Annotated in this window: 20 protein-coding genes; 10 read left to right on the top strand and 10 right to left on the bottom strand. The window is 71.0% G+C overall.

What is annotated here, in order from left to right; translation table 11 throughout:
- Nucleotides 1-44 precede the first annotated feature (44 nt).
- Genes OHB13_RS01770 through OHB13_RS01735 form a run of 8 tightly spaced genes read right to left on the bottom strand, consistent with a single transcriptional unit; the run spans nucleotide 45 to nucleotide 8,333 of the window.
- Entirely contained in the window at nucleotides 45-725 is a 681-nt protein-coding gene (locus OHB13_RS01770; protein ID WP_266859979.1) for a GntR family transcriptional regulator, read from the bottom strand.
- Complete coding sequence (locus tag OHB13_RS01765) at nucleotides 725-1,606, bottom strand: amidohydrolase family protein (RefSeq protein WP_328375055.1); 882 nt, start codon at nucleotides 1,604-1,606, stop codon at nucleotides 725-727. The genes OHB13_RS01770 and OHB13_RS01765 overlap by 1 nt, the downstream gene beginning before the upstream one ends.
- The gene (locus OHB13_RS01760; protein WP_266859982.1) at nucleotides 1,603-2,541 is read right to left on the bottom strand and encodes an aldo/keto reductase; all 939 of its coding nucleotides are present in this window, start codon (nucleotides 2,539-2,541) and stop codon (nucleotides 1,603-1,605) included. The genes OHB13_RS01765 and OHB13_RS01760 overlap by 4 nt, the downstream gene beginning before the upstream one ends.
- On the bottom strand, nucleotides 2,538-3,326 hold the full coding sequence (locus OHB13_RS01755; RefSeq protein ID WP_328375052.1) for a ribonuclease activity regulator RraA: 789 nt from the start codon (nucleotides 3,324-3,326) through the stop codon (nucleotides 2,538-2,540). Before OHB13_RS01755 ends, OHB13_RS01760 begins: the two co-directional genes overlap by 4 nt.
- Nucleotide 3,327: 1 nt before the next feature.
- Nucleotides 3,328-5,271: a hypothetical protein gene (locus OHB13_RS01750; RefSeq protein ID WP_328375050.1), complete on the bottom strand. Its 1,944-nt coding sequence runs from the start codon at nucleotides 5,269-5,271 to the stop codon at nucleotides 3,328-3,330.
- Nucleotides 5,272-5,273: 2 nt separating this feature from the next.
- A complete protein-coding gene (locus OHB13_RS01745; RefSeq protein WP_266859988.1) occupies nucleotides 5,274-6,110 on the bottom strand; it encodes a carbohydrate ABC transporter permease in 837 nt (278 codons plus the stop codon).
- Nucleotides 6,107-7,087, bottom strand: a complete 981-nt coding sequence (locus OHB13_RS01740; protein ID WP_328375047.1) for a carbohydrate ABC transporter permease — start codon at nucleotides 7,085-7,087, stop codon at nucleotides 6,107-6,109. The genes OHB13_RS01745 and OHB13_RS01740 overlap by 4 nt, the downstream gene beginning before the upstream one ends.
- Complete coding sequence (locus OHB13_RS01735) at nucleotides 7,074-8,333, bottom strand: ABC transporter substrate-binding protein (protein ID WP_328375046.1); 1,260 nt, start codon at nucleotides 8,331-8,333, stop codon at nucleotides 7,074-7,076. The genes OHB13_RS01740 and OHB13_RS01735 overlap by 14 nt, the downstream gene beginning before the upstream one ends.
- A gap of 306 nt (nucleotides 8,334-8,639) precedes the next feature.
- Between OHB13_RS01735 and OHB13_RS01730 the strand changes: the two genes are divergently transcribed.
- The 10 genes from OHB13_RS01730 to OHB13_RS01685 all read left to right on the top strand — a co-directional run bounded on the left by OHB13_RS01730 (nucleotide 8,640) and on the right by OHB13_RS01685 (nucleotide 20,934).
- Entirely contained in the window at nucleotides 8,640-10,796 is a 2,157-nt protein-coding gene (locus OHB13_RS01730; protein WP_328375044.1) for a right-handed parallel beta-helix repeat-containing protein, read from the top strand.
- A 211-nt stretch (nucleotides 10,797-11,007) separates the two neighbouring features.
- Nucleotides 11,008-11,766: an SDR family NAD(P)-dependent oxidoreductase gene (locus OHB13_RS01725; RefSeq protein ID WP_328375043.1), complete on the top strand. Its 759-nt coding sequence runs from the start codon at nucleotides 11,008-11,010 to the stop codon at nucleotides 11,764-11,766.
- 77 nt (nucleotides 11,767-11,843) lie between these two features.
- Nucleotides 11,844-12,587 (top strand): FadR/GntR family transcriptional regulator, encoded by a 744-nt coding sequence (locus tag OHB13_RS01720; protein ID WP_328375041.1) that lies wholly within the window; start codon nucleotides 11,844-11,846, stop codon nucleotides 12,585-12,587.
- The gene (gene dgoD, locus OHB13_RS01715; protein WP_266859997.1) at nucleotides 12,584-13,729 is read left to right on the top strand and encodes a galactonate dehydratase; all 1,146 of its coding nucleotides are present in this window, start codon (nucleotides 12,584-12,586) and stop codon (nucleotides 13,727-13,729) included. The genes OHB13_RS01720 and dgoD overlap by 4 nt, the downstream gene beginning before the upstream one ends.
- A gap of 5 nt (nucleotides 13,730-13,734) precedes the next feature.
- Entirely contained in the window at nucleotides 13,735-14,619 is an 885-nt protein-coding gene (locus OHB13_RS01710; protein ID WP_328375038.1) for a hypothetical protein, read from the top strand.
- Nucleotides 14,607-15,254 carry a bifunctional 4-hydroxy-2-oxoglutarate aldolase/2-dehydro-3-deoxy-phosphogluconate aldolase gene (locus OHB13_RS01705; RefSeq protein ID WP_328375036.1) on the top strand — a complete coding sequence of 216 codons (648 nt, stop codon included), beginning with the start codon at nucleotides 14,607-14,609 and terminating at the stop codon, nucleotides 15,252-15,254. Before OHB13_RS01710 ends, OHB13_RS01705 begins: the two co-directional genes overlap by 13 nt.
- A complete protein-coding gene (locus tag OHB13_RS01700) occupies nucleotides 15,251-16,120 on the top strand; it encodes an SMP-30/gluconolactonase/LRE family protein (RefSeq protein ID WP_328375034.1) in 870 nt (289 codons plus the stop codon). Before OHB13_RS01705 ends, OHB13_RS01700 begins: the two co-directional genes overlap by 4 nt.
- Before the next feature lie 5 nt (nucleotides 16,121-16,125).
- On the top strand, nucleotides 16,126-17,118 hold the full coding sequence (locus tag OHB13_RS01695) for a sugar kinase (protein WP_328380194.1): 993 nt from the start codon (nucleotides 16,126-16,128) through the stop codon (nucleotides 17,116-17,118).
- Between the two features lie 649 nt (nucleotides 17,119-17,767).
- Nucleotides 17,768-18,715: an oxygenase MpaB family protein gene (locus OHB13_RS01690; RefSeq protein WP_328375033.1), complete on the top strand. Its 948-nt coding sequence runs from the start codon at nucleotides 17,768-17,770 to the stop codon at nucleotides 18,713-18,715.
- The gene (locus OHB13_RS01685; protein WP_328375031.1) at nucleotides 18,697-20,934 is read left to right on the top strand and encodes a serine/threonine-protein kinase; all 2,238 of its coding nucleotides are present in this window, start codon (nucleotides 18,697-18,699) and stop codon (nucleotides 20,932-20,934) included. The genes OHB13_RS01690 and OHB13_RS01685 overlap by 19 nt, the downstream gene beginning before the upstream one ends.
- Nucleotides 20,935-21,101: 167 nt before the next feature.
- Here the strand turns inward: OHB13_RS01685 and OHB13_RS01680 are convergent, their stop codons facing one another.
- Together OHB13_RS01680 and OHB13_RS01675 are read right to left on the bottom strand one after the other, a co-directional pair.
- On the bottom strand, nucleotides 21,102-21,833 hold the full coding sequence (locus OHB13_RS01680) for a DUF4232 domain-containing protein (RefSeq protein WP_266860009.1): 732 nt from the start codon (nucleotides 21,831-21,833) through the stop codon (nucleotides 21,102-21,104).
- A gap of 222 nt (nucleotides 21,834-22,055) precedes the next feature.
- Nucleotides 22,056-23,918 (bottom strand): serine hydrolase, encoded by a 1,863-nt coding sequence (locus OHB13_RS01675; RefSeq protein ID WP_328375028.1) that lies wholly within the window; start codon nucleotides 23,916-23,918, stop codon nucleotides 22,056-22,058.
- Nucleotides 23,919-24,050: the final 132 nt, after the last annotated feature.

The raw sequence follows: 24,050 nt of genomic DNA, 5'->3' as shown, positions 1-24,050 counted from the left end.
CGCGGTACGGGTCGCGCCCGCCTGCCGCACGCAGCCGGATGGTCCTATTCGTCGTGCTGCGAAGGCCCGGCCGTGCCGGTCGCGTGGCGGCGGAAGGCCTCCGCGGCCTCGTCCTCCCGGCCGTTGACGAGGATGTCGAGCAGGCGGGCGTGTTCGTCGACGAGCTTGTCGCGGCTGCCGGTGTAGAACGGGTTGGACACCACGCGCAGGGTCCAGAGACTGGGCTCCATCACCTCCCACAACCGCGGCAGCAGGTGGTTTCCGCTGGCCTGGCAGACGAGGCGGTGGAAAGCCATGTCGCTGTCGCGGAAGCTGCTCGGGTCGTCGTGCAGGGCTGCCCGTCGCATGTCGTCGATCACCGAGTTCAGCTGGTCGACGTAGCCCTCGGCGCGGCGCTCGGCGGCGGCCCGGGCGGCGAACTCCTCCAGCAGACCGCGCAGTTCTCGTGCCTGCTCAGCCTGCTCGATCGAGATACTGGCGACCCGGCTGCCCAGCCGCGGCACATGAGTGACCAGGCTCTCGTGCACCAGCCGCTTGACGGCCTCGCGCACCGGAGCCTGGCTGATGCCCAGGCGTTTGGCGATGTCGGATTCGACGATCCGCTGATCCGGCGCCATCTCGCCGCTCAGGATGGCCGAGCGCAGCAGCCGGTACACGCGGTCGGACAGCAGCCCGCCGGACGTCATGCCCTTGTTCTGTTCGAGCAGATCGTTCAGACCAGTCATCAGTGCTCCCTCTGCCGGATCATTGTCATCCTGTCGCCGGCGGACGTGTCCGCCGGCTCAAGTCCGTAGGCCCTGACGGCCGTTCCGCCCAGGACCGCGGCGGCTTCGTCGGGTTTCAACCCGTCCAGCACCCGGGCCGTGGCCCCGGCCACGTCCTCGTACGGCGACCACTGGGTGCTGACCGGCCAGTCGGACCCGAACATCAGCCGGCGCGGCCCGAACACGTCGAGCAGTACCCGGGCCACGGCGTCCGGGCGCACTCCGCCCGGTTCGGCGGTGGCCCTGCCGAGTCCGGACAACTTGCACACCACGTTGGGCAGCCGGCCCAGTGGCGTCAGCTGCGCGGCCCATTCGCCGAGGCCCTCGCGCCGCACGTCGACGGCCGAGATGGCGGCGTGGTCGACGACGAACCGCACCTGCGGCAGGTCCCTGGCCGCTGCCTGTGCCTCGTGCAGGGTCCCGTGCCCCAGCAGCAGGTCCATCGTCAGGCCCCGCTCACCGAGGGCCGCGAGCGAGCGCCGCACCTGGGGCAGTCCGAGGCGGGCGCCCTCGCCCGCCCCGACCGGGTCGCGGACTCCGACCAGTGCCGAACTCCCGTCCTCCGCACGGAGTGCGTCGATCGTGTCCACAGCGGCCGGATCGGCGAGATCCGCGTGGACGACGACGCCCGCGAGCCGCGCGGACCGCGCCGCCAGGCCCAGCAGCCAGCGGGCCTCGTCCACCGTCCGCCCGGCCTGCACGACAACAGCCGTCACCGATCCGGCGGCCGCGGTGAGGTCGTCGAGAAGGAAGGGGCGATGCAGGTCGCCCGCGGACCGCAGCCACGCGTGGTCGTGCAGGCCGGGGTCCCACAGGTGGACGTGTGCGTCGATGACGGTCACGGCGTGGGCACCTCCTGCGGGAGCAGCCCCGCCGCGCGCAGCTCCGCCCACAGGCCGGCGGGAACGGTGGTCTGCGCCATGGCGAGGTTCTCCCGCACTTCATCGGCCGTCCTGGCTCCGACGACCAGAGCGGACACGGCAGGATGCCCCCACGCGAACCGCAGGGCCGCCGCCTTCATCGGCACCCCGTGACGGGCACAGATCTCCGCGATGGCCAGCGCGGCGGCAACCTGGTGCGGCTCGGCTGTCCGGTAGTCGTACCTCGCACCGGGCCGCGGATCGGCCAGCAGGCCGGAGTTGTACACCCCGCCCAGCACGACCCCGACACCGCGGGCCTCGCACGCAGGGAGCAGGCCCGTCAGAGCTTCTTGGTCGAGGAGAGTGTACCGACCGGCCAGCAGCACGCAGTCCACGTCGGCCCGCGCGACGATCCGTTCCAGCATGGCGCTCTGGTTCATGCCCGCGCCCACCGCCGACACCACGCCCTGCTCCCGCAGTTCGACCAGGGCGCGGAAGGCCCCCGCGAGGGCCTCCTGCTCATGGTGGTCGGGGTCGTGCACATGCGCGATGTCCACCCGGTCCAGGCCGAGCCGGGTCAGGCTCTCCTCCAGGCACCGCATGGTGCCGTCATAGGAGAAGTCCGGCTCGGCGCCGTCGTCGGTGAGCAGGTATCCGACTTTGGTCGCGACGACGACCTCGGACCTGGGCACCCCGGCCAGTGCCTGGCCGAGGCGCTGTTCGGACACGCCGTTGCCGTACCGCGGGGCGGTGTCGAACAGGCGCGTCCCGCCCGCCAGCGCGGCACGCACCGTGCCGGCGGCGTCCTGCTCCGGAACCGGTTCGTACAGGTTGCCCAGGGGCGCGCAGCCGAGGCCGAGCCTGCCGACCGTGAGTCCGGTGCGGCCCAGCACACCCGGGCCCGAGACATGGTTCATCGCTGGGACGACCGCTTCTGGTCGCGCCACTGCTCGTACTCCGCGCGCGACTCCGACGTCAGCGGGTAGTAGTGGCCGAGCCGGGCGCCCTGGTCCAGACGCATCCGGCTGAACACCTCCCACTCCTGGTGGTCCTGGGCGGTGGCGACCACCTCCGGCGCGGTCGCCTGCGGGACGACGACGGCGCCGTCGTCATCGGCGACCACGATGTCCCCGGGCAGACACAGCACTCCGCCGGCGGCAACCGGCACGTCGTACGCCCAGGGGAACAGCTCCGACTGGGAGGCGTAGTGCGGGGTGGTGCCGGTGCACCAGATCGGCACGCCGAGCTCGCGTACCCGCGGCGCGTCCCGGATCCGGCCGTCGACGACGATCCCGGCGCCGCCCTTGCGCTTGAAGTAGCGGACGAGCATGTCGCCGACGCAGCCGCTGAACGCCGACCCGTACGCCTGGATGACGAGGACGTCGCCGGGCTGCACCGCCTCCAGCACCGCCCACAGGGCGGTCTGGCGTTCGACGGCCTCCTGGGCCAGGCCGCTCGCTATGTCCTCGCGCTGCGGCATGAACTGGAGCGTCAACGCCGACCCGGCGATCTTCTGCCCGGTCGCGAGGGGCTGCGGCCCCTCCATCCACGTGCGCCTGATGCCCAGGCCGTGGAGCTTCGCGCAGGCGGTGGCGCTGCTCACCTGGCCCATCTGGTCCACCAGCTCCGCATCGGCACGCCGGTATGTGTCGCCGCGCACCGGAAGGGAGAACACCGGCTGGGCCTGCTCATCGCTCATCATTCTACTTCTCCTGGTATCGGTCGAACGTCGGGTGGCTCGGGGTGAACTGACGGCGCCTCACCTGCATGGTCAGACCGAGCCGGGTCCCCGGCGGCAGGGTCACCAGCAGGTGGCTGTCGCGCACGTCCGTGCGCCGGGTACTGGTCGTGAACTCGTCCGCCCGGTAGGCGCGGTTCGGGCCGGGATAGCCGCTGTCGAGTTGGTCCACCACGACATGGTCGATGCCGTCCTCGGCGAACGCGCCGGCCTGCACGACCACACGCCGCTCGCGCGTATGGCTCAGGTTGACCAACTGGACGCAGACCCGGGTCTCGTCGAGCCCCTCGACGAGGGCGGCGACGTCGGCCGGCAGGCCGGGACGGCCCCGGTCGGCGTCCCAGTAGCGCACCCGGGCCTGCTGGAGCCCCCCGTTGTAGGGGGTGGCGGGAGCGCCCGTGGTCAGCTGCACCAGAATCTCGGTCACCACGGGATTGAGCCGCTGCCACCAGTGGATGTCATCGGTGCGGGCGGTGGTCGTATCCTCGCGGACGAGTGCCATCCTGCGGGCGACCTGCCCCAGCGCCATGCCGAGGGCCCGGGCCGGGTAGTCGGGGTTGCGACCGTCGAGGTAGGCGAGCCACGGCGCCTCGTGTCCGGCCTCCTCCTTGTCGCGAAAGGCGTGCACGGTCGTCCAGTCGTAGCCGCAGTCCCGCTCCACGCGGTCCAGCCGCTGCCGGTCCTGCGGATCGCCGGAGCACCACCAGATCCAGGCCGGGAAGGCGATCTGCAGCGGCTGGTGGTCGAACCAGCCGTGCAGGCCGTACCGGTAGGGCACCAGTTGCAGGTCGCTGCCGGCATCGGGCCCGAGACGCTGGAGCCAGGTCATGGCCATGCTGGAGTCACCGTCACGGACCGGCCCGCGCGTCGCCTCTTCCAGCACCCGGTCCAGCGGGGCGCGGGCCAGGTCGAACCACGCGTTGTCGCCGGTGACCAGAGCGGCGTTCATGGCAGCGACGACCGCGACCGCGCCGACGCTGTGCAGACCGTGCGGCCAGGTCCAGCCGTACGGGCCGCCGTACCAGCGGCCGTCGTGCAGCTCACCGACCTCGCCGGAGGGCCCCACGTTGTCGGGGATGACGCCGCCCGCGGCGGCGGCCCGGTCCCGCCAGGCCTGCACGTAGTCGACGAGCCAGTCGCGGTACCGGTCCTCGCCCGTGTACAGCCACGCGTTGGCGATCAGCGAGGTGGACGCGAGATTCACCGCGACATCGCCGTCGCCGAGCCGCCGGTTCATCGCCTCGCCCATACGCCGCGCGTTACCGGGGTCGGCCAGATCGTCCCAGGTGTCGATCCCGGGAAGGTCCTCCAGGGGCAGGCCGTACGGCTTCATGTTGGTCAGCTCCGCGCCGAACCCCTGCGCCCATGCGTCATCCACGCCACGGCGCGGCCCGCCGGCCCCGGTGTGCGGAGCCCGGATGATCCGCTGCGAGCCGTCGACGTTCCCGACGGGCGAGGTGGGCAGGTAGAGGTCGGCGAAGCGCAGCGCCCGCCGGCGGAACGCGTCGTCGGACGGGTCGGCCGCGCAGATCCCGTAGAACATCAGCAGCGACTCGCCCTGGTGGAACCAGTCGTACCCGCGCTCGTACTCGTCGACCAGGAACCCGGCTTCGGAAAGCTGCCGGGTGATGCCGTTCCAGTGTTTCTTGCTGGCGTCGAGCAGGTCGTCCGCCCCGCCGAGCAGGTACAGCATCGGCCAGTTGAAGAACGGTTCGTAGAAGTCGTCCGCTCCGTCACGGCCTTCCAGGACCCCGTCGAAGCGCAGCCCGCCGTCGGAGTGACAGTACCGGTCCTCGAAAACCCGCCATGCCTCGTCCAGTACCGAGAACAACTGCCTTTGCAGTACGGCCCAGGCGGGCGGTTCACCGGCCGGCACGGACGCCGTCACGCTCACCATGTGCTTGCCCACGGTCACCCCTTCGTCGCGCCGGCGGTGAGGCCACCGACGATCTTGCGCTGCATGATCACGAAGAAGACCAGCACCGGTGCGATCGCCAGCAGCAGCGTCGGATAGACCACGGACAGGTCGGTGGTGTGGAGGCCGATCGCGGAGTACACCCCGGTCATGACGGTATACAGGCCCGATGTCGGGCCCAGTACGATCTGCGGGTTCACGAAGTCCGTCCAGACCCCGATGGTGTGCAGGACGATCGCGGTGACCACGACCGGCCGCATCAGCGGGAAGATCACTTGCCAGAAGGTGCGCAGCCGGCCCGCGCCGTCGATCTGCGCCGCCTCGTCGAGCTCCCGGGGGATGGACTTGATGTAGCCCACGAACAGGAACATCGACAGCGGCAGGGTCAGCGTCGCCTCGTACAGGACGAATCCGGGGATCGTGCCCATCAGGCCCGTGAAGCGCAGTACGTAGATCACCGGGATGACCAGGACCTGCCCGGGGATGAACAGCCCGGCCAGGAACACCAGCAGCATCCCCTTGTGCCACCGGCGGGTACCCCGCGCGATGACGTAGGCGGCCGGACCGGCCAGCGCCAGGGACAGCACGTTGACCAGGACCACGAACATCACCGTCACACCGAACGACTTGACGATGTTGTAGTCCGGTGACGACAGCGCCGCTCGGAGATAGTCCGTGGACAGCAACCCCGGGGCGGCGGAGAACGGCCGTTGACGGATCGCCGACTCCGGTTTGAACGCGTTGACGATCACGAGGTACAGCGGCGCCAGCATGACCAGGGCGAAGAGGCCCAGCATGACCGAGCCGACGCGGCTGCCTGCAGTGCGGTTCACTGTTCCACCGCCTTCTCGCTGCGCTGGCGCAGCGCCACGATCACGACGGCGAGCACCGTGATGACGATCATGAGGACGATGCTCTGGGCCGAGGCGTAGCCGATCTTCCCGTTCAGGAACGACTCCGAAAGCACCAGGTACGCGTACGTCTGCGTGTGGCCGGCCGGACCCCCGTCGGTCATCGCCAGCACCAGGTCGTAGACCCGCAGCAGTTGGACGAGTACGAGGACCACGTTGATCGTCACGCTGGGTGCCAGCATCGGCAGCACGACCTGGCGGAACGTCTGCCAGCGTGAGGCGCCGTCGATACGCGCCGCTTCCAGGAGCGACTCCGGGATCGTCTGCAGCCCGGCGAGGTAGAGAACCACGTTCACGCCGAACGTCGACCAGACCACCACGAAGACGACCGCTGCGAGCGCCCACTGCGGATCGGACAGGAACGGGATCTTCGAGCGGTGTGCCGCTGTGAGGAGGGTGTTGACCGCTCCTTCGCTGCTGAGTATGGCCGACCACAGGAAGCCGATGATGACCGCGCCGAGCACATGCGGGTAGAAGAACAGGCCCCGCAGTACCGCTTTGGCGCGCCCCTTGCCGTTGAGCATGACCGCGAGGCCCAGGCCGAGGACATTGCAGGCCAGGGTGCCGACCACCGCGATCACGAGCGTGACGTACGCAGCGTTCGCCACGCCCGGATCGTGGAACAGCTGAACGTAGTTGTCCAGGCCGAGGGACTTGTAACTGTCGGAGAAGCCGTCCCAGTCGGTGAGGCTGAGCCGTCCGGCGACCACGACGGGGATGAGGATGAAGGCCACGACCGCAGCCAGTGCGGGGCCGACCATGAGGATGCTGGGCAGGCTGCGGGCGGCGCGTACGCGCAGCGGGCGCGGGGGAGTGTGGTGAGTGCGACGGGGGCGCTCTTGGACCGGCGGGTTGTCCGGTGGTCCAGGAGCGGTGAGCGTCACGTTACTTGGGCGCATTCGCGGCCCACCACTTGTCCATGGTCCGCGCCACCTGATCGGCTGTGGTTCCCAGATACATGCTCTGGACCTGGGTGTTGAACTCATCGGGGAAGCCCGCAGGGGATGAGTTGTCGCCCAGTCCCGGGCCGATCGCGACGGTCTTGCCGCCGGCCTTGTCGAGGAGCTTCGCGATGTCGTTGGTCAGCGGGGTGGTCTTGTAGCTGTATCCGGTACGGAAGTTGCCCTCCGCGCTCAGCGCCTTCGTGATCGCCTTCTTGTCGCTGACCAGGTACTTCACCAGGTCTATCGCCGCGTCCGCGTGCCTGGAGCTCTTGAGCACCGAGTACGGCATGGCCGGGTTGGCGGCCTGCGGCGGCGTGGAGCCGTCGAACGTGGGGACCGGGAACACGCCCGTGTCGAAGCCCGGCTTCGCTCCGGCGAGCGAGGCCGTCAGCCAGTTGCCCATCACCATCGTCGCCGACTTGCCGGCCGTGAAGTTGTTGATCATGTCCTGGTACTTGATGCCGTTGGCGTCCTTGGGAACCAGGCCGTCCTTGATCCAGGACTGGTAGACGTCCAGGTACTTGGCGTAGTTGCTGCCGGCGAAGGTCACGGAGCCCTTGTTCCGCTTTGCGTACCACTGCGGCTCGGTGTTCATCACGTTCGGGTTGGCCATCATCAGGGCCTGCGCGCCGGTGGTCCACTCACCGCCGGTCTGCATCGGCGTGTATCCGGCGCCCTTCAGCTTGCGCAGCGCGGCGGTGAACTCGTCGAAGGTCTTGGGCGTCCCGGTGACACCGGCCTTGGCGAAGGCGGCCTTGTTGTAGAAGACCAGCGACTGGAGCTGGACGCCGGTACCGGCCATCCACACCTTGCCGTCGAGCTTGGACGCCTCCGCGAACGGTGCGTCCTTCACCCACTGTGCGTCGGGCAGCGGCGCCATCTGCGCGGCGAGAGCCGTGTTCTGCCCGCCGGCGAGGACGTCGGGCGGGCTGCCCGCGGCCAGTTGCTGCTTCAGCGTGTCCTCGATGCCCCTGCCGGTGGGCGCCTCGATCGTGACCTTCACCCCGGGGTGGCCGGCGACGTACCCCGCCACCAGGTCCTTGTAGAACTGCTTGGTCAGCACCGGAGTGATGTTGACCAGCATGCGGATGTTCCTGTCGCCGCCTGCGGAGTCCGTGCCGGTCGAGCAGCCCGTGAGCAGTGCGGCGGATACGGCGATGGCACCCAGCTTGACCAGATGCCGGCGAGAACCCGAAACCATCGAACCCTCCATCGATCGCTAATCGCTTATCGCTTATCGATAGCGACCTCACCATCGGGGACCTGTCGGCCGGTGGTCAAGGGTCGGCAACGGCAGCGTTACCGGTTCGCAACCTGCGAGGCGCATGAACTCGGTTTCTTGCGGCGGGATTTGAAGGATCCCTTGACACTCGCCACTGCCGACCCACTACTTATCGCTCAGCGATTATCGATAGTCGGAGCATCCCGCAACGAAGGCTCGGCCCGGAGGCGCTGTTCGCCCGGACCGAGGGCCCGGTTCCAGTAGGTACCTACGAAAGGGCACTACATGTCCAGATTCTCGCGACGTGATCTCTTCAAGGCCGCCGGGGCCGTCGGGGCCGGTGCGTCGGCAGCCCTCATCGCCGGGCCGGCCTACGCCGGTACCGGTGACCGGCGGGACCGGGCCGAGGAGCAGAAGACCTTCTTCGTGGCAACGGACGGGAAGGACTCGAACCGGGGCACGAAGGCCGCGCCGTTCGCGACGCTGGAGAAGGCGCGCGACGTGATCCGGACCTGGCGGCGGGCCGCGCCGGGCCGTGCCGCTCAACCGGTGACCGTCTTCCTCCGGGGCGGCACGTACCGGCGGACGCGGAGCTTCACCCTCGAAGCGCAGGACTCCGGTGCGCCGGGCCGCCCGGTCACCTACGCCGCCTACCACGGCGAACAGGTCCGGCTCGTGGGTGGCGTGGACCTGCCGGCTACCGGTTTCGGGCCGGTCGGCGACCAGGCGATACGGGACCGCCTCCCGGCCGGGTCGCGCGACACCGTCCGCGAGTTCGACCTGAAGGCGCTCGGGATCACCGACTACGGCCAGATCGTCCAGACCGGATACGGCCTGCCGCGCGCGGTCACCCCGCCCGAACTGTTCTTCAACAGCGAGGCGATGACCCTCGCCCGTTACCCGAACACCGAGTTCCTCGCCGTCGGTCAGGTCATCGACCCGGGCGGGAACCCCCGCAGTGTCCTCGGCGACCCCGACAAGATGGCCGCCGAATTCGCCAAGGGGGCCACGTTCACGTACACCGACCCCCGGCCGTCGACCTGGGCCGACACCAGCGACGTGTGGATGCAGGGCTACTGGTTCTACGAGTGGGCCGACGGCAACCTTCAGATCAAGGCGATCGACCCGGCGGCGCAGACCATCTCCACCAGGACCGCCAGCATGTACACCGTCGGGGCGGGCCGGCGTTACTACTACTACAACGTGCTGGAGGAGCTCGACTCGCCGGGCGAGTGGTACCTCGACCGGGCCACCGGGAAGCTGTATCTGTACCCTCCGGGCGACCTGTCCGGCGCGTCGGTGCAACTGTCGCTGCTCGCCGACCCGATGGCCGTCCTCAATGGCTGCTCGCACGTCACGTTCTCGGACCTTGTGTTCGAGGGGTCGCGCGGCGACGGCATCGTCATCACGGACGGCACGTCCAACACGGTCGCGGACTGCACCCTGCGGCTTCTGGGCGGTCGCGCGGTCGCGATCGGCGACTCAAGCGTCTCGGCCGGCCCGCACGGCGGATCGGGGAACGAGGTCCGCGGCTGCCACATCCAGGCCACCGGCCAGGGTGGCATCGCCCTCGCCGGCGGCGACCGGGCCACCCTCACCCCGGCGCGCAACCGGGCGGTCGGCAACGAGATCCACGACTACAGCCGCCTCCAGCTGACGTACAGCCCCGCGGTCGAACTCGCCGGTGTCGGGAACCACGTCGCCAACAACCACATCTACGATGCGCCGCACGTCGCCATCGTCTTCCGGGGCAACGACCACGTGATCGAGTACAACGAGATCAACGATGTGGTGAAGGAGACCAACGACGCCGGCGCCATCTACGCGGGACGGGAGTGGACCGGACGCGGCACGGTCATCCGCTACAACTTCCTGCACGACATCGTGGGAAGCGGCGGATCCCTCTTCGCCTCGGGCATCTACCTCGACGACTGCTTCTGCGGAACGACGGCGTTCGGCAACATCTTCTACAAGGTCGACACCGCCTTCCAGATCGGCGGGGGCCGGGACAATGTCATCAGCAACAACATCATCCTGTCGTCCGTCCATTCGGTGACGCTCGACGAGCGGGGACTCAACTGGGCGGCGGGGGACGTGGCACCCGGCGGCGCGTGGGGGATGTACGACCTGCTGGCCGCCGTTCCCTACCGGAAGGAGCCGTGGCGCTCGCGCTATCCGCACCTCGTGAACATCGCCGACGACCAGCCGGCCTACCCGAAGTACGACGTCGTCGAGTACAACGCGCTCTGCGGTGTCGCCGCGCTGGACATCGCCCCGTCCGCGCGCACGTACGGAACGGTCGACCGCAATCTGACGCTCACTGCCGACCCCGGCGTCGTGACGGTCGTGGACGGGAAGCCGACCCTGGGCAACGACGACCTGATCGCCGCTCAACTCCCGGGCTACCAGCCGATACCCATGAGCCGGATCGGTCTCTCGTGACCCGCCCGGCCGAGAGCTGCGGGGCAGGGGACCGGCCCGGTCAAGCCAGCATATAAATTAGTAATTAATCTTGACGGTGGCCCGCTCGCCCCGTCACTCTGTATCAGCCGAACGAGGGCCCGGCCGCCTGGGTCAGGAGGCCGGGCCCTCGTTCCGTGGGCGCGCGTGCGGAATCGCCGACAGCTTCACCACCCGAGGAGCCGACAGACCCATGAACGGAAACACCCGCTTCGCCGACAAGGTGGCAGTGGTCACCGGAGCCGCGTCGGGCATCGGCGCGGCCACCGCCGAACGGCTCGCCGCCGAAGGCGCCGCGGTGATCCTCGCCGACATCGCCGAGGACGCGGGCGAGTGTGTCGCCGGGGGCATCCGGGCGGCGGGCAGCCGGGCCCTCTTCGTCCGGGCGGACGTCGCGGACGAGGGCGACTGGGGGCGGATCGTCTCCGCGGCGCACACGTTCGGCGCCGTCGACATCCTGGTGAGCAACGCCTTCACGGTCGACGTCACCCCCGCGCACGAGATGACCGTCACCTCGTGGGAGCGCCAGCTCGCGGTGAACCTCACCGGAGCATTCCTCGGCTTCCGTGCGGTCCTTCCCGACCTGCGTGAACGCCGCGGCGCCGTGGTGCTCACCTCCTCGGTCCACGCCCACAAGGGCATCCCCGGGCATCCCGCGTACGCGGCGTCCAAGGGCGCCCTGCTCTCTCTGTGCGGACAACTGGCCGTGGAGTACGGACCCGAGGTGCGAGTCAACGCGGTCCTGCCCGGCCCCATCCTCACCGGGGCATGGGACCGGGTTCCGGAGGATGACCGGAGGCAGAGCGTCGCCGAGACTGCCGCCAAGCGTTTCGGTACCCCCGGGGAGGCCGCGGCGGCGATCGCGTTTCTCGCCGCCGACGAGGCGTCCTACATCACGGGATCGAGCCTGCTGGTGGACGGCGGCTGGTCCGTCGTCAAGGCCTCGGCCTGACCCTCTCCGTAGCCGTAGCGCAGGACCTGACCGTCTCCGTACTCATCGTCAATCGCACACCAGGAAGGCACACAGACATGACGCCATACGCGCGCCGCGGAGTGCACGGCCAGACCGTGGAGACTCTCGCGCGCCGGGTGCTGAGCGGCGAGATCCCCGAAGGAGCGACCCTCGATCTCGTGGCGCTGCAGGCCGAGTTGGACGTCAGCCTGACCGCCTTGCGGGAGTCCCTGAAGGTCCTCGCCGCGAAGGGGATGGTCGACGCGCGTCAGAAGCGCGGCACCTTCGTCAGAGCCCGCGCGGACTGGAACCTCCTCGACGCGGACGTGCTGCGCTGGCAGTTCGCGGGTGGCACCGGCTCCGGCACCGACCTGGCACTGCTGCACAACCTCGGCGAGGTGCGCGGCATCATCGAGCCGGCCGCTGTCCGGCTGGCCGCCGCCCGACGCACCGATGCCGACCTGGACGCACTCGAAGCGGCCCTCGCCGCGATGGGTGAGCAGGCGGGCGGCGCGGCCCACGCGGTCGAGGCGGACCTCGCCTTCCACCGCGCGCTCCTCGCGGCCACCCACAACGAGTTGCTCGAACGCATGGAGATGGTCATCGAGTCGGGCCTCGCGCACCGCGACGAGATCGTGCACAGCTCGCCGCACGGCGAGGACCCCGTACCCAGCCACCGGGCTGTGCTCGACGCCGTACGCGACCAGGACCCGGCTGCTGCCGAAAGCGCCATGCGGGACCTGCTCGACCAGGCCGTACGGGACCTCGACCGGGCCCACGGCACCCGGCCGGCCACCGACGAGGGGACCGCGAACCGGTGAAGATCACTCGTATCGAGACCTTCCTCGTACCGCCACGCTGGCTGTTCTGCCGGATCGAGACCGACGAGGGCATCGTCGGCTGGGGGGAGCCCGTCGTCGAGGGCCGGGCCGAGGTCGTACGCGCCGCCGTCGATGTCCTCGCCGAATACCTGATCGGCAAGGACCCGCTGCGCATCCAGGACCACTGGCAGGTGCTCAGCAAGGGCGGCTTCTACCGGGGCGGCCCGATTCTCTCCAGCGCCGTCGCCGGTATCGACCAGGCCCTCTGGGACATTGCGGGCAAGGCCTACGGCGCGCCCGTGCACGCGTTGCTCGGCGGTCCGGTCCGCGACGAGGTGCGGGTCTACGCCTGGGTCGGCGGCGACGAACCCGCCCAGCTCACCGAGGAGATCACCGCCCAGGTCGAGGCCGGCTTCACCGCCGTCAAGATGAACGCGGCGGGCCGCACCACACCCCTCGCCACCCCCGCGGAGACCGCCGCCGTCGTCGATCGGGTGAGCGCCGCCCGTGCGGTCCTCGGCCCCGGCCGTGATGTGGCCATCGACATGCACGGCAGATTCGGACCGGCCGGCGCCCGCCGGGTCCTGCACGCCATCGAGCCGCTGCACCCGCTGTTCGTGGAGGAACCGCTCCTTCCGGAACAGGGGCACCTGCTGCCCGCCCTCGTCGGCGCCACCTCCGTACCCATCGCCACCGGCGAACGGCTGTACGGGCGGGCCGACTTCCTGCCCGCCCTCACGGCCGGCATCGCGGTCGCCCAGCCGGACCCCTCGCACGCCGGAGGCATCTCCGAGGTCCACCGCATCGCCTCGCTCGCCGAGACCTACGGCGCGCAACTCGCCCCGCACTGCCCCCTCGGCCCCATCGCACTCGCCGCCAGTCTCCAGATCGCCTTCGCCACCCCGAACTTCCTCATCCAGGAGCAGAGCCGGGGCATCCACTACAACAAGGACGCCGACCTGCTCTCGTACGTCGTGGACACCGAACCCTTCCGCTTCGTCGGCGGACGGGCGCGGCGCACTGCCCTGCCGGGGCTCGGTGTCACGGTGGAGGAGAGCGCCGTACGCGCGGCCGACCGGTCCGGGCACGCCTGGCGCAATCCGGTGTGGCGGTACGACGACGGCGCCTTCGCCGAGTGGTGAGCACGATGCCCACCATCAGAATCGAGACCGACCCGGCCTGCGGCGGGAGGTGGACGTCGCTGCGGGCGGCCGGCCGCGAATGGCTCTGGCACCGTGACGAGCCGCGCCGCCCCGGCGCCATCCCGGGCGACGCCTTCGCCGACGCCGGTGGCCTGGAGGAATGCGTACCGACCGTACGCGGCACACCTGACCACGGCGCTGCCTGGACCCGGCCCTGGCAGCGGGCCGGTGGCACCGAGTCCGTCGACTGCCCGGACTTCCGGCTCAGCCGCCGGATTCGCAGCGACGGGGACCGCGCGGTGGCCGACTACCGGCTCACGGCCGAACCCGGCTACCGCTTCCTGTGGGCCGCGCACGCGCTGTTCGATCTCTCGGAGGAGGCGCACATCGGGATCAGGGACGGCACGCCGACCCGCTTCTATCCCGACAGCGGCGCCCGGTGGACCCCTTGTTCCTGGCCGTCGCAGCCGGGGCGGACGGCAGGGCTCGACCGTCTCGGGCCGGATGACGGGACGGCGGTCGGCGCCGTCGTCGACACCCCACAGGTGTACGTCCGCGATGGCGCGGCCACGTTGCGCATGGCCGTCGAGGCCGAAGGCCAGCCGGTGTCCGTGGCGGTGTGGCGCAACCTCGGCGGCTTCCCCGAGCGGGAGCCGTACCGGTCCGTGGGCGTCGAGCCCATGCTCGGCCGGGTGTTCGACCTGGCGGCCGCGCGGGACGGGGACGCCGCGTGCGTTCCGCGCAGCGGCGAGGTCCGCTGGCGTCTCACCCTGGCTGCACAGGCACCGGAGCCGTGGACACAACCAGCGCCACAGACGGAGCCGGAATCCGAATCCGGCACGGCGCCGGAAGACACCGACAGGAGGGGAACTCACCCGTGGATCTGCTGACCGCGCTGCGCACCCACCGGATCGTCGCCATCGTGCGCGGCGCCGACGCGGACGCCGCGCTCAGAACCGTACTGACCCTGGCGGAGGAGCACCTCCCGCTCATCGAGGTCTCTCTCAGCGGCAAGGACGCACTCGACGTCATCCGCCGGGCCCGCGCCGCGCTGGGCCCCGGTGCGCCGCTCGGTGCGGGCACCGTGCTCACCGCCGAGGACGCACACGCGGTGCGGGACGCGGGAGCCGGCTTCGTCGTCACCCCTGCCGTCTGCGAGGCCGTCACCGAGGCCGGGCGCCTCGGGCTGCCCGTCCTGGCAGGGGTGATGACCCCCACCGACATCGTCGCCGCGCGGCGGCTCGGTGCGGACGCGTTCAAGATCTTTCCCGCTGCGCAGGCCGGTGGCCCCGGATATCTGAGGGCACTGCGGGGCCCGTTCCCGGACGCGCCGTTCGTGCCGGTCGGAGGGGTGGACGCCGACGCGGCCGGGAGCTATCTCGCGCACGGGGCCACCGCGGTGGGTGTCGGCTCGCCGCTGATCGGCGACGCGGCCGACGGCGGCAGCACCGCAGCACTCCGCGAGCGGGCGCGCGCCTTCCGCGACGCCGTACGCGCCGCCGCCTCCGCGGACACCGTCCGATGACCGCCGGCACCCCGGCCGTCTGCTGGCAGGACCGGCTCGGGCTCGGCGAAGGAATACGCGCGGTCGACGGCGGCATCGTCCTCGTCGACATCCTCACCGGGCGGCTGCTGGCCGGACCAACGGACCGCTCAGCTCCGCTGACGCAACTCGCCCGGCTGCCCGTGCCCCTGGGCGCGGTCGCCCCCGTACACTCTCGCCCCGGAACCTGGATCGCGGCCGCCGGAACCGGTATCTGTCTGATCACCGCGCACGGGCGGACCGAGTGGCTCGCGCGCCCCGAGGACGGGGCCGCCACGGCCATGCGGATGAACGACGCGACCGCCGATCCGTACGGCAGGTTCTGGGCGGGCAGCATGGCCTGCGACGCCGAGGACGGCGCGGGCTCCCTCTACCGTGTCGACCACGACGGCACGGTGATCCGGGTGCTGGACGGCCTCACCGTGCCCAACGGCCCGGCATTCTCCGCGGACGGCACCGTGATGTACCTCGCCGACAGCGCCAAGGGCATCATCCGCCGGTACCCGGTCGATCCGGACACCGGACTGCCGGGTACGCCGGACACTTTCGCCGTCTTCGACCGCGGCAGCCCCGACGGTATGACGGTGGACGCCGAAGGCGCCCTGTGGACTGCGGTCTGGGGTACCGGCACCGTCCACCGCTACCGCGCCGACGGCACCTTGGACCGGCAGATCCGCATTCCGGCGACGCAGCCCGCCGGGCTGTGCCTCGACGGGGACAGCCTGTACGTCACCAGCGCGCGGCACGGTCTCGCCGCACCCGGACCGCTGGACGGCGCGGTCTTCGCCACCCGGGCCGGCGTCCGGGGCCTGCCCACGTGTGCCTACCACCCCGGGAGAACCGAGTGACGTCGATGCACAGCTCCCACGGAACCGGCCGGCGGCCGGTGACCGGGCCGGTGACCTGTATCGGTGAGACCATGGCCGCGCTGATCCCCGAACCCGCCGCCCCGCTGGACGGCGCCGGTCTGCTCGGGATCCGGATCGCGGGCGCCGAGTCCAACGTGGCGATGTACCTCGCCGACCACGGGGTGCCCAGCCGTTGGGTCTCCGCGCTCGGTGACGACCCGTTCGGACACCGGATCCGCGCCGAGGTGGCCGCGGCCGGTGTCGACATCAGCGGCGTACGCACCGACCCGCACCGCCCGACCGGACTCCTCGTCAAGGACCCCGGCACCGAGGGCACCCGCGTCCACTACTACCGCCGCGGCTCCGCCGCCTCGGCCCTGACCCCGGACCTGCTGGACGACGACGCCGTGCGCTCCGCAGGCCTCATCCACCTCAGCGGCATCACCCCGGCGCTCTCGGCGGGCTGCCGGGACCTGGTCCTCGCGCTGCTCCGGCCCGACATCGCTGAACGCCCGTGCCCCGTGAGCTTCGACGTCAACCACCGGGCCGCTCTGTGGGCGGACGGTGCGGCGCCCGCCGTGCTGCTCGGGCTCGCCCGAAGGGCGGACATCACGTTCGTGGGCCTCGACGAGGCGCAGGCGCTGTGGGGAGACGAACTGGCCGACGCCTTCGCCGTACGGGAGTTGCTGCCACAGCCGCCCGTCCTCGTCGTCAAGGACGGTGCCCGGGCCGCCACCGCCTTCGACGGCCCCCGGGCTCACACGGTGCCCGCGCCCCCGGTCGAAGTCATCGAACCGGTGGGCGCCGGCGACGCGTTCGCTGCCGGGTTCCTCGCCGGGCTGCTGCGCGGCGAAGAACCCGTACGGGCGCTGCGGTTGGGGCATCTGACGGCGGGCGCCGCACTGCGGGTGACCGGCGACCACGGCCCCCTGCCGGACCGCGCCCGCCTCGCCGAGCTGCTCGACGCGGCGCCGGCGGAGTGGGCAGAAGGTGGGTGACCCGGCGATCCGGCCGCTGTGCTGGACGCACAGGCCACAAGTCGCGTGTGCGTGCCATGTTAATCTGACGGATCATCGCACAACCGACCGCCTGACCAGCGGAGAGTTGCCAACTGACGGATTCTGCCAGCTGGTTGAGGTGCTGAGGGGAACCTATGAACAACGGTAAGAAGAAGCTGATCGCTACTGCTCTTTCAGCAGTGCTTTCGTTGTCGGTGCTCGGCCTGGCCTGGCAGGCGGCGGCTGAGTCTCCTGGGAGCACCAGCAAGACCGTGGCAACCCAATGGCCCGGGGCGCAGGGCTCTTCGGTGTCTCATGGGGCCAACGGAATGACCCCGGCCACTCAGTGGCCCGGGGCGCAGGGCTCCTCCGTCGAGGCCTAGGACATTTCTTCCGGATCGCTTTGCTGCTGACCGGACCCTCCCGGCCGGGCCGGGCAGCGAGGGGAGCGCATCGCTCTCCCGCGGCGTTCGTCCGGGAGGGAACCCGCACGCTCAGCACGGAGTGGCGCGCTGCGAACCGGGGCATCCCGTACGTGGGGGACATGTGACCCAGGAGGTCCGGCCCGGAACCGGTCCGGGAACGGAGACGGCCGGTCGGTAGCAACCAGCGAGCTGCCCGGCAGGACAACGAGCGGCGGCGGAGCGGCATGAGCGACAGACCGCGTACGGCGGACCGACCGGACCCCGGCCTCTTCGGCCCCGGATCGGTGACCTGGCAGGCACACGCGGACCCGGTCATGTGGATCGCCGGTGTCCGCGCCCTCTACCTCCAGGCGCTGCACCCCCGCGCGGTCCGCGGCGTCATCCAGAATTCGGACTTCCGCCGGGACGCCTGGGGGCGGCTGCTGCGCACCGCGAGCTTCGTCGGCACCATCACCTACGGCACGACCGAGGCCGCCGAGCAGGCGGGCGCCCGGGTCCGCCGGATCCACAGCTTCCTCGGTGCCACCGATCCCGTGACCGGGGAGCGGTACGGCGTCGGTGAGCCGGCGCTCCTGCTCTGGGTGCACTGCGCCGAGATCGACTCGTACCTCGGCGTCCTGCGCCGCTCCGGCGTCCCCATCGGCGACGCGCAGGCCGACCGCTACATCGACGAGAACCGCGAGAGCGCCCGGCTGGTCGGGCTCGACCCGGCGGAGGTGCCCGCGGACCGGGCCGCACTCGCCGCGTACTTCGAGTCGGTACGCCCCGAACTCGCCGCCACCGCGGAGTCCCACGAGGTCGACGCGTTCCTGCGCAGGCCCCCCGTTCCCGCCGTTCTCGCTCCGGCGCGCGCGGCGCTCTGGCGGCAGGTGGCCGCTCTCGCGTACGCCTCACTGCCTCCGTACGCCCATGAGCTCTACGGGAGACCGGCACCCGGCCCGGAGACCGTGAACCGTCGGCTCACCGCCACCGGCAACGCCCTGCGCTGCATCCCCGACCGGCTGCGCTGGCAGCTGCCACCTGGCCATATTCTGAAGGCAATGGCGCGCTTGGGCCCGGGCAGCCGTCCGGCACCGTACAAACTCCGGACACCGGACGCCATACTGGACGGGCCGGGGACGGTGCAGCGAGGCGACGGGGGCGACAGCACGAGATGGCGGACACCAGGCTGATCCACGGCCGGTACCGGCTGCTCGAAGCGATCGGGCGCGGGGGCATGGGCGAGGTGTGGCGGGCGCGTGACGAGTCCCTGGGCCGCCATGTCGCCGTCAAGTGCCTCAAGCCGCTGGGACCCCAGCACGACCAGTCCTTCACCCGGGTGCTGCGCGAGCGCTTCCGCCGCGAGGCGCGGGTCGCGGCCTCCCTCCAGCATCGCGGGGTCACCGTCGTCCACGACTTCGGTGAGTACGAGGGCGTCCTGTACCTCGTCATGGAGCTGCTCGACGGCCAGAACCTCAGCCAGCTCCTCGTCGCGAACGAGCAGCGGCCGCTGCCGGTGCCCGACGTCGTCGACATCGCCCGGCAGGTCGCCTCCGCCCTCGCGTACACCCATGAACAGGGCATCGTCCACCGGGACCTGAAGCCCGCCAACATCATGCGGCTCACCGACGGCACGGTGAAGATCTGTGACTTCGGCATCGCCCGCCTGGGCCACGACATCGGCTTCACCTCCCGGCTCACCGGTACCGGCATCGCCATGGGCACCCCGCACTACATGTCACCCGAGCAGATCGGCGGCGGTGAGATCGACCACCGCAGCGATCTCTACTCACTGGGGTGCGTGCTGTACGAAATCGCCACCGGGGCACCGCCGTTCGACCTCGACGACGCCTGGGCGGTGCTCGTCGGACACCGGGACACCGTGCCCGAACCACCGCGCAGCCACCGGTCCGAACTGCCGGAGTTCTTCGACCGGGCCGTCCTCGACCTGCTCGCCAAGACCCCGGACGAGCGCCCCGCGGACGCCAGGGAGTTCGGCCTGCTGCTCGGCCCGGAGACACCGGCGGCAGGGCTGGCCGCGACGGCCGTGCCGGGGCCTGCGGTCCAGCTGCCCCCGCGGCTGCCGCCGCTGCCGCCCTGGACCCGGTCCATGACCACCGGCCACAAGGCCACCGGGACCTGGACGGTCACCTCCACCCCCACCGACCGGGCGACGGCGCTCACCGGTGAGTGGACGACCGCCGGACCTCCGCGCGGAGCCGCTGCCGTCCCTGTGGTCTCCACCGGGCAGCGGCCCACCCCGCCGCCGGATCTGGTCGCCGCGCTCGCCGGCCGCCACAACGCCGGGCTGAGCCTGAGCAGGCTGGGCCGCTGGGCGGAGGCGGGGGAGGTGCACCGGGCCGTGGCGGCCGAGCGTGAGTACGTCCTCGGCCCCGGCCATCCGGACACCCTGGCCAGCCGTTACGAGGTGGGCTTCACACTGAGCCGTACCGGGCGAGCGGCCGACGCGCTGCGCGAGTTCACCCGGGTCGCCGACGGCCGGGAGCGGGCCCTGGGCGCCGACCATCCCGAGACCCTCGCCGCCCGGCAGGAGACCGCGTACGTACTGGGTCAGCTCGGCCGCCACTTCGAGGCGCACCAGGTGTACGCGTCGGTGCTCGCCGCCCGGGAGCGCACCGTCGGTCCTGACCACCCGGACACGCTGCGCTGCCGGCACAACCTCGCCTTCAACCTGAGCAGGCTGGGGCGGCTGGAGGACTCGCACCGGATGGCGTGCGAGGTCGCCGCTGCGCGTGCCGCCGTGCTCGGCGCCGCGCACCCGGACACCCTGGTGACCCGGTACGAAGTCGCCTACGCGCTGGGACAGTTGGGGCGCTGGCCGGAGGCGCTGGAGATCTACCGGGAGGTGGCCGCCGCCCGTGAACAGGCGCTGGGCGCCGATCACCCCGACACCCTCGCCACCCGTTACGAGGTGGCCATCAGCCTGGGCCGGCTGGGCCGCAGCGCGGAAGCCCTCGAACGGTTCGGCGCGCTGGTCGGCGACCGCACCCGGGTCCAGGGGCCTGCCGACCCGGAGACCCTGCGGGCCCGCCACGGCCTGGGGGTGAACCTCGGCCGGCTCGGCCGGTGGGACGAGGCGCTCGCCGAGGCGCGCGAGGTCTGCGCACTGCGCGAACAGGCGCTGGGCGGCGACCACCCGGACACCCTGGTCAGCCGCCGCGAAATCGCTGTCGGGCTGGGCTGGCTGGGCCGCTGGGCGGACGCGCTCACCGTCTACCGGGCGGTCGCCGCGGCCCGGGAGCGGGTGCTCGGCCTCGACCACCCGGACGCGCTGGCCAGCCGCAACGACGAGGCACACTGCCTGGAGCAGCTGGGCTGCGGGGACGAGGCCGCGGAGCTGTACCGCCAGGTCGCCGCGCGCCGGCAGCAGCGGAGCGCGCCGGGGCTGTGAGCCGCCGCTGTGCGGGGCGGCAGGTATCAGTCCGGCGGTATCAAAAGAACGGGGCCCTGTCCGGCCCGCGACGGTCTCACGGCCTTACGGTCCGCGAAGACCACGAAGAACTGCGAAGAACTTTCGACGATCGCGTGGACCGTGAAGAGCCGGACAGGACCCGGGTGTCAGGACCCGATCGGGTTGACGTACGTCGCCGGGTGGGTGGCGCCGTCCTGCTTGGTGACAGCGCCACCGAACGGCCACTTCAGCGCGAACTGGGTCTTCTCGTTGGGCGGGGTGATCCGCACCAGACCGGGCTGGAAGCTGCCCGAGCCCTTCTCCGTGGTCGCGCCGAGCGTGATGCTGAAGTCGGTGGTGTCTCCGGGCGACAGCGAGACGGTGGTGGTCGGCTTCGAGGAGCGCGCCAGCGACCAGGTGCCGTCGGACGCCTGGTCGCCGACCATGTCGACGCCGGCGAAGCCGGTCAGCGTGCAGGTGCTCTTGCCGATGTTGGTGAACGCCACCGAGGCCTGCGTCTGGTTGTCGGACTTCATGTCGGGCACGGCGTCGCCGCCCGTGGCGAAGGCCGCCTTCAGATCGGCGGTGTGGCAGCGCGATCCCGCTGAGCTGCCCGCCGCCGCTCCCTTGCCGCCACCGGTGGAGGAGCTCTCCGTCGCGTTCGTACCGCTGTTGGACGCAGTGCCGCTGGAGTCCTTGCCGGAGGCCGAGCTGCTGGAGCTGTCCGAACCGGCCGTCCCCTGGCCCGACGTGGCGCTCTCGGACGAGGTGGCCGATGAGGAATCCCCCGATGCCTTGTCGTCGGACGACGACGAACAGGCGGCGGCGCCGAGGCTGAGCGCGGTGACAGCGAGAAGGGCTGCCATCCGGCGGGGGAGTCGGTTCAGCTGTGTGGTCATGAGTGTGGGGCCCCTGGAATCGTGCGTAAGTGATCTACGCGTGAGTAAGCGATCTGTAAGTGATCTCCGAACCGATATCACGTCCCGGGCATCAGATCGGTTGCAGAGGAGGCGGGAATCCCTGTATGTGACATGAATCTCTGTGCGATTTCTGTACGATCTCCGCGGGCCGGATGAACCGGTCGTGCGCCGAGACCTCCTGACCGGGTGTCACCGGCCGCGTCAGTCCGCGGAACGCACCCAGCCGGTCGCCTCGATCCGGGCCGCGTCCGACGCCCGGGCCTCGTCGAAGACCGTACGGCGGCCGTCCCCGACCACGATGCCGGTGACGTACGCCCCGCGGCCCACGTACAGCTGATCGGTCGTGTAACGCCAGCGCAACCGCACCGCCTTGCCGCGCCACGCTGTCAGATCCGCCTCCAGCCGGTGCCAGACGCGGCCCGACCAGCCGTCCACGGAGCCCGCCGGACGGTTCTCGGGTCGCTGCCCCTCGGCGGTGGTGGAGAAGGGCACCGGCTGCCAGGCCGCACCGGTGTCCGCCGACGCCTCCAGGAACAGGAAGTCGGCGTGCGGTTCGCTGTCCCACCACACCGAGGCGCCGAGCCGTGCCCGCCCGGACGCCGGGACGACGGCGGGCAGGGTCAGGGTGGCCGTCGTCGCACTCGCCATGCCGGAGAACCAGGCCGTACGCCCGTGCGCGGGACGCACCGGCACCGCCCGCGCCAGGCTGTTGCCCGCCTGGACCCGGGGGGCGCTCCCCGTACGCCAGTTGCGCACCGGGTGGACCGAGTTGCCCAGCATGATCAGGAAGGAGTCGGTTGACGGGTCGAGCACCAGGCTGGTTCCGGTGAACCCGGTGTGGCCCGCGGTGCGTGGGGTGGCCATCGCGCCCATGTACCAGTGCTGGTAGAGCTCGAAGCCCAGACCGTGATTGTCGCCCGGGAACGCGGTGTTGAAGTCGGTGAACAGCAGACCGACGGAGTCGGGACGCAGGATGCGGGCGGGTCCGTACGCGCCGCCGTTCAGCAGGGTGCGGGCGAGCACCGCCAAGTCCCAGGCGCAGGAGAAGACTCCGGCCTGACCGGCGACCCCGCCGAAACTGTAGGCGTTCTCGTCGTGCACCTCTCCCCAGACCAGCCCGCGGTCGAGGCCCGACCAGGGCCGCCTGGCGTCCTCGGTGGCCGCGATCCGCGGCTTCCAGGCGGCGGGCGGGTTGTATCGCGTGCGGTGCATCCCGAGCGGTGCGGTGATCCCCTCACGGACCAGCACGTCGAGCGTGCGCCCGGTGATCCGCTCCAGGACCAGCTGCAACGAGATGAGGTTGAGGTCGGAGTAGAGATACGCGGTACCGGGGGTGTTGATCGGCGCCTCGTTCCACAGCATCCGCAGTCTCCCCTCCCGCGTCGGCTCCTTGTACAGCGCCAGCGTCGCGCGGAATCCGGAGGTGTGCGTGAGGAGCTGGCGTACCGTCATGTCCCCCTTGCCGGCCGCGCCGAACTCGGGGAGGTACGAGGCGACCTTCGCGGTCAGCTCCAGCGTGCCCCGTTCGATCTGCTGCACCGCCACGAGGGACGTGAAGAGCTTGGAGACGGAGGCCAGGTCGTAGAGGGTGTCCCGGTCTGCCGCGATCTGCTCATCCGCGGGGAACTCGACGCCGGTGTCGGACTTCTCGTCGTACGCCGAGTAACGCACCGCGTGTCCGATGGGCTCGTGCAGCGCCACCGTGCCGCCGCGCCCGGCGAGCAGAACGGCGCCCGCGTACCACGGGTGGGTGGGGGAGGGGCCGAGGAACGCCCGGGCGTCGCTGACCAGTTGGCGCAGTGGGTCCGGCAGCAGACCGGCCTGCTCGGCGGTGCCGCGGCGGAGCGTCGTACGCCCGGAGCCGGAGCCGGAGTTCGAGTTCGGGCCCGAGTTCGGAGCGCCTGGGTCCGCGCCGTGCCCGGATCCGGAACCCGCGGCCGGTCCCGCGGTCGCGGCGGCCGGTCCCAGCGGGAGCGAGGCCAGGGCGAGTGCCCCTCCCAGGGCCAGCATTCCGCCGCCCAGCCCGCGCCTGCTGATGTCCCCGCCCGCCGCGTTGCCGCTCATCCCAGCACTCCTTGAAAGTATCTTTCGGGGCCTTGATCGACTGCGGAAACTTTCTGCCATCGGTACGGGGGTGTCAACCCTCGTACCGCGTGTCCCCGGCGCTCCAAAGAATCTGACACAGCATCAGAAAAT

It is taken from the genome of Streptomyces sp. NBC_00440 (assembly GCF_036014215.1).
Taxonomy (GTDB): domain Bacteria; phylum Actinomycetota; class Actinomycetes; order Streptomycetales; family Streptomycetaceae; genus Streptomyces.
Note: the sequence above shows the minus strand (reverse complement) of the source record. Positions and strands in the feature narration are given on the sequence as shown.

Excerpts from the sequence above, each read along its gene's own strand:
- OHB13_RS01755 (WP_328375052.1), bottom strand. The coding sequence starts at position 3,326 with ATGATGAGCGATGAGCAGGCCCAGCCGGTGTTCTCCCTTCCGGTGCGC.
- OHB13_RS01720 (WP_328375041.1), top strand. The coding sequence starts at position 11,844 with ATGACGCCATACGCGCGCCGCGGAGTGCACGGCCAGACCGTGGAGACT.
- OHB13_RS01685 (WP_328375031.1), top strand. The coding sequence starts at position 18,697 with ATGGCGGACACCAGGCTGATCCACGGCCGGTACCGGCTGCTCGAAGCG.
- OHB13_RS01700 (WP_328375034.1), top strand. The coding sequence starts at position 15,251 with ATGACCGCCGGCACCCCGGCCGTCTGCTGGCAGGACCGGCTCGGGCTC.
- OHB13_RS01740 (WP_328375047.1), bottom strand. The coding sequence starts at position 7,087 with ATGCGCCCAAGTAACGTGACGCTCACCGCTCCTGGACCACCGGACAAC.
- OHB13_RS01695 (WP_328380194.1), top strand. The coding sequence starts at position 16,126 with ATGCACAGCTCCCACGGAACCGGCCGGCGGCCGGTGACCGGGCCGGTG.
- OHB13_RS01710 (WP_328375038.1), top strand. The coding sequence starts at position 13,735 with ATGCCCACCATCAGAATCGAGACCGACCCGGCCTGCGGCGGGAGGTGG.
- OHB13_RS01680 (WP_266860009.1), bottom strand. The coding sequence starts at position 21,833 with ATGACCACACAGCTGAACCGACTCCCCCGCCGGATGGCAGCCCTTCTC.
- OHB13_RS01725 (WP_328375043.1), top strand. The coding sequence starts at position 11,008 with ATGAACGGAAACACCCGCTTCGCCGACAAGGTGGCAGTGGTCACCGGA.
- OHB13_RS01675 (WP_328375028.1), bottom strand. The coding sequence starts at position 23,918 with ATGAGCGGCAACGCGGCGGGCGGGGACATCAGCAGGCGCGGGCTGGGC.
- OHB13_RS01735 (WP_328375046.1), bottom strand. The coding sequence starts at position 8,333 with ATGGTTTCGGGTTCTCGCCGGCATCTGGTCAAGCTGGGTGCCATCGCC.
- OHB13_RS01770 (WP_266859979.1), bottom strand. The coding sequence starts at position 725 with ATGACTGGTCTGAACGATCTGCTCGAACAGAACAAGGGCATGACGTCC.
- OHB13_RS01730 (WP_328375044.1), top strand. The coding sequence starts at position 8,640 with ATGTCCAGATTCTCGCGACGTGATCTCTTCAAGGCCGCCGGGGCCGTC.
- OHB13_RS01690 (WP_328375033.1), top strand. The coding sequence starts at position 17,768 with ATGAGCGACAGACCGCGTACGGCGGACCGACCGGACCCCGGCCTCTTC.
- OHB13_RS01760 (WP_266859982.1), bottom strand. The coding sequence starts at position 2,541 with ATGAACCATGTCTCGGGCCCGGGTGTGCTGGGCCGCACCGGACTCACG.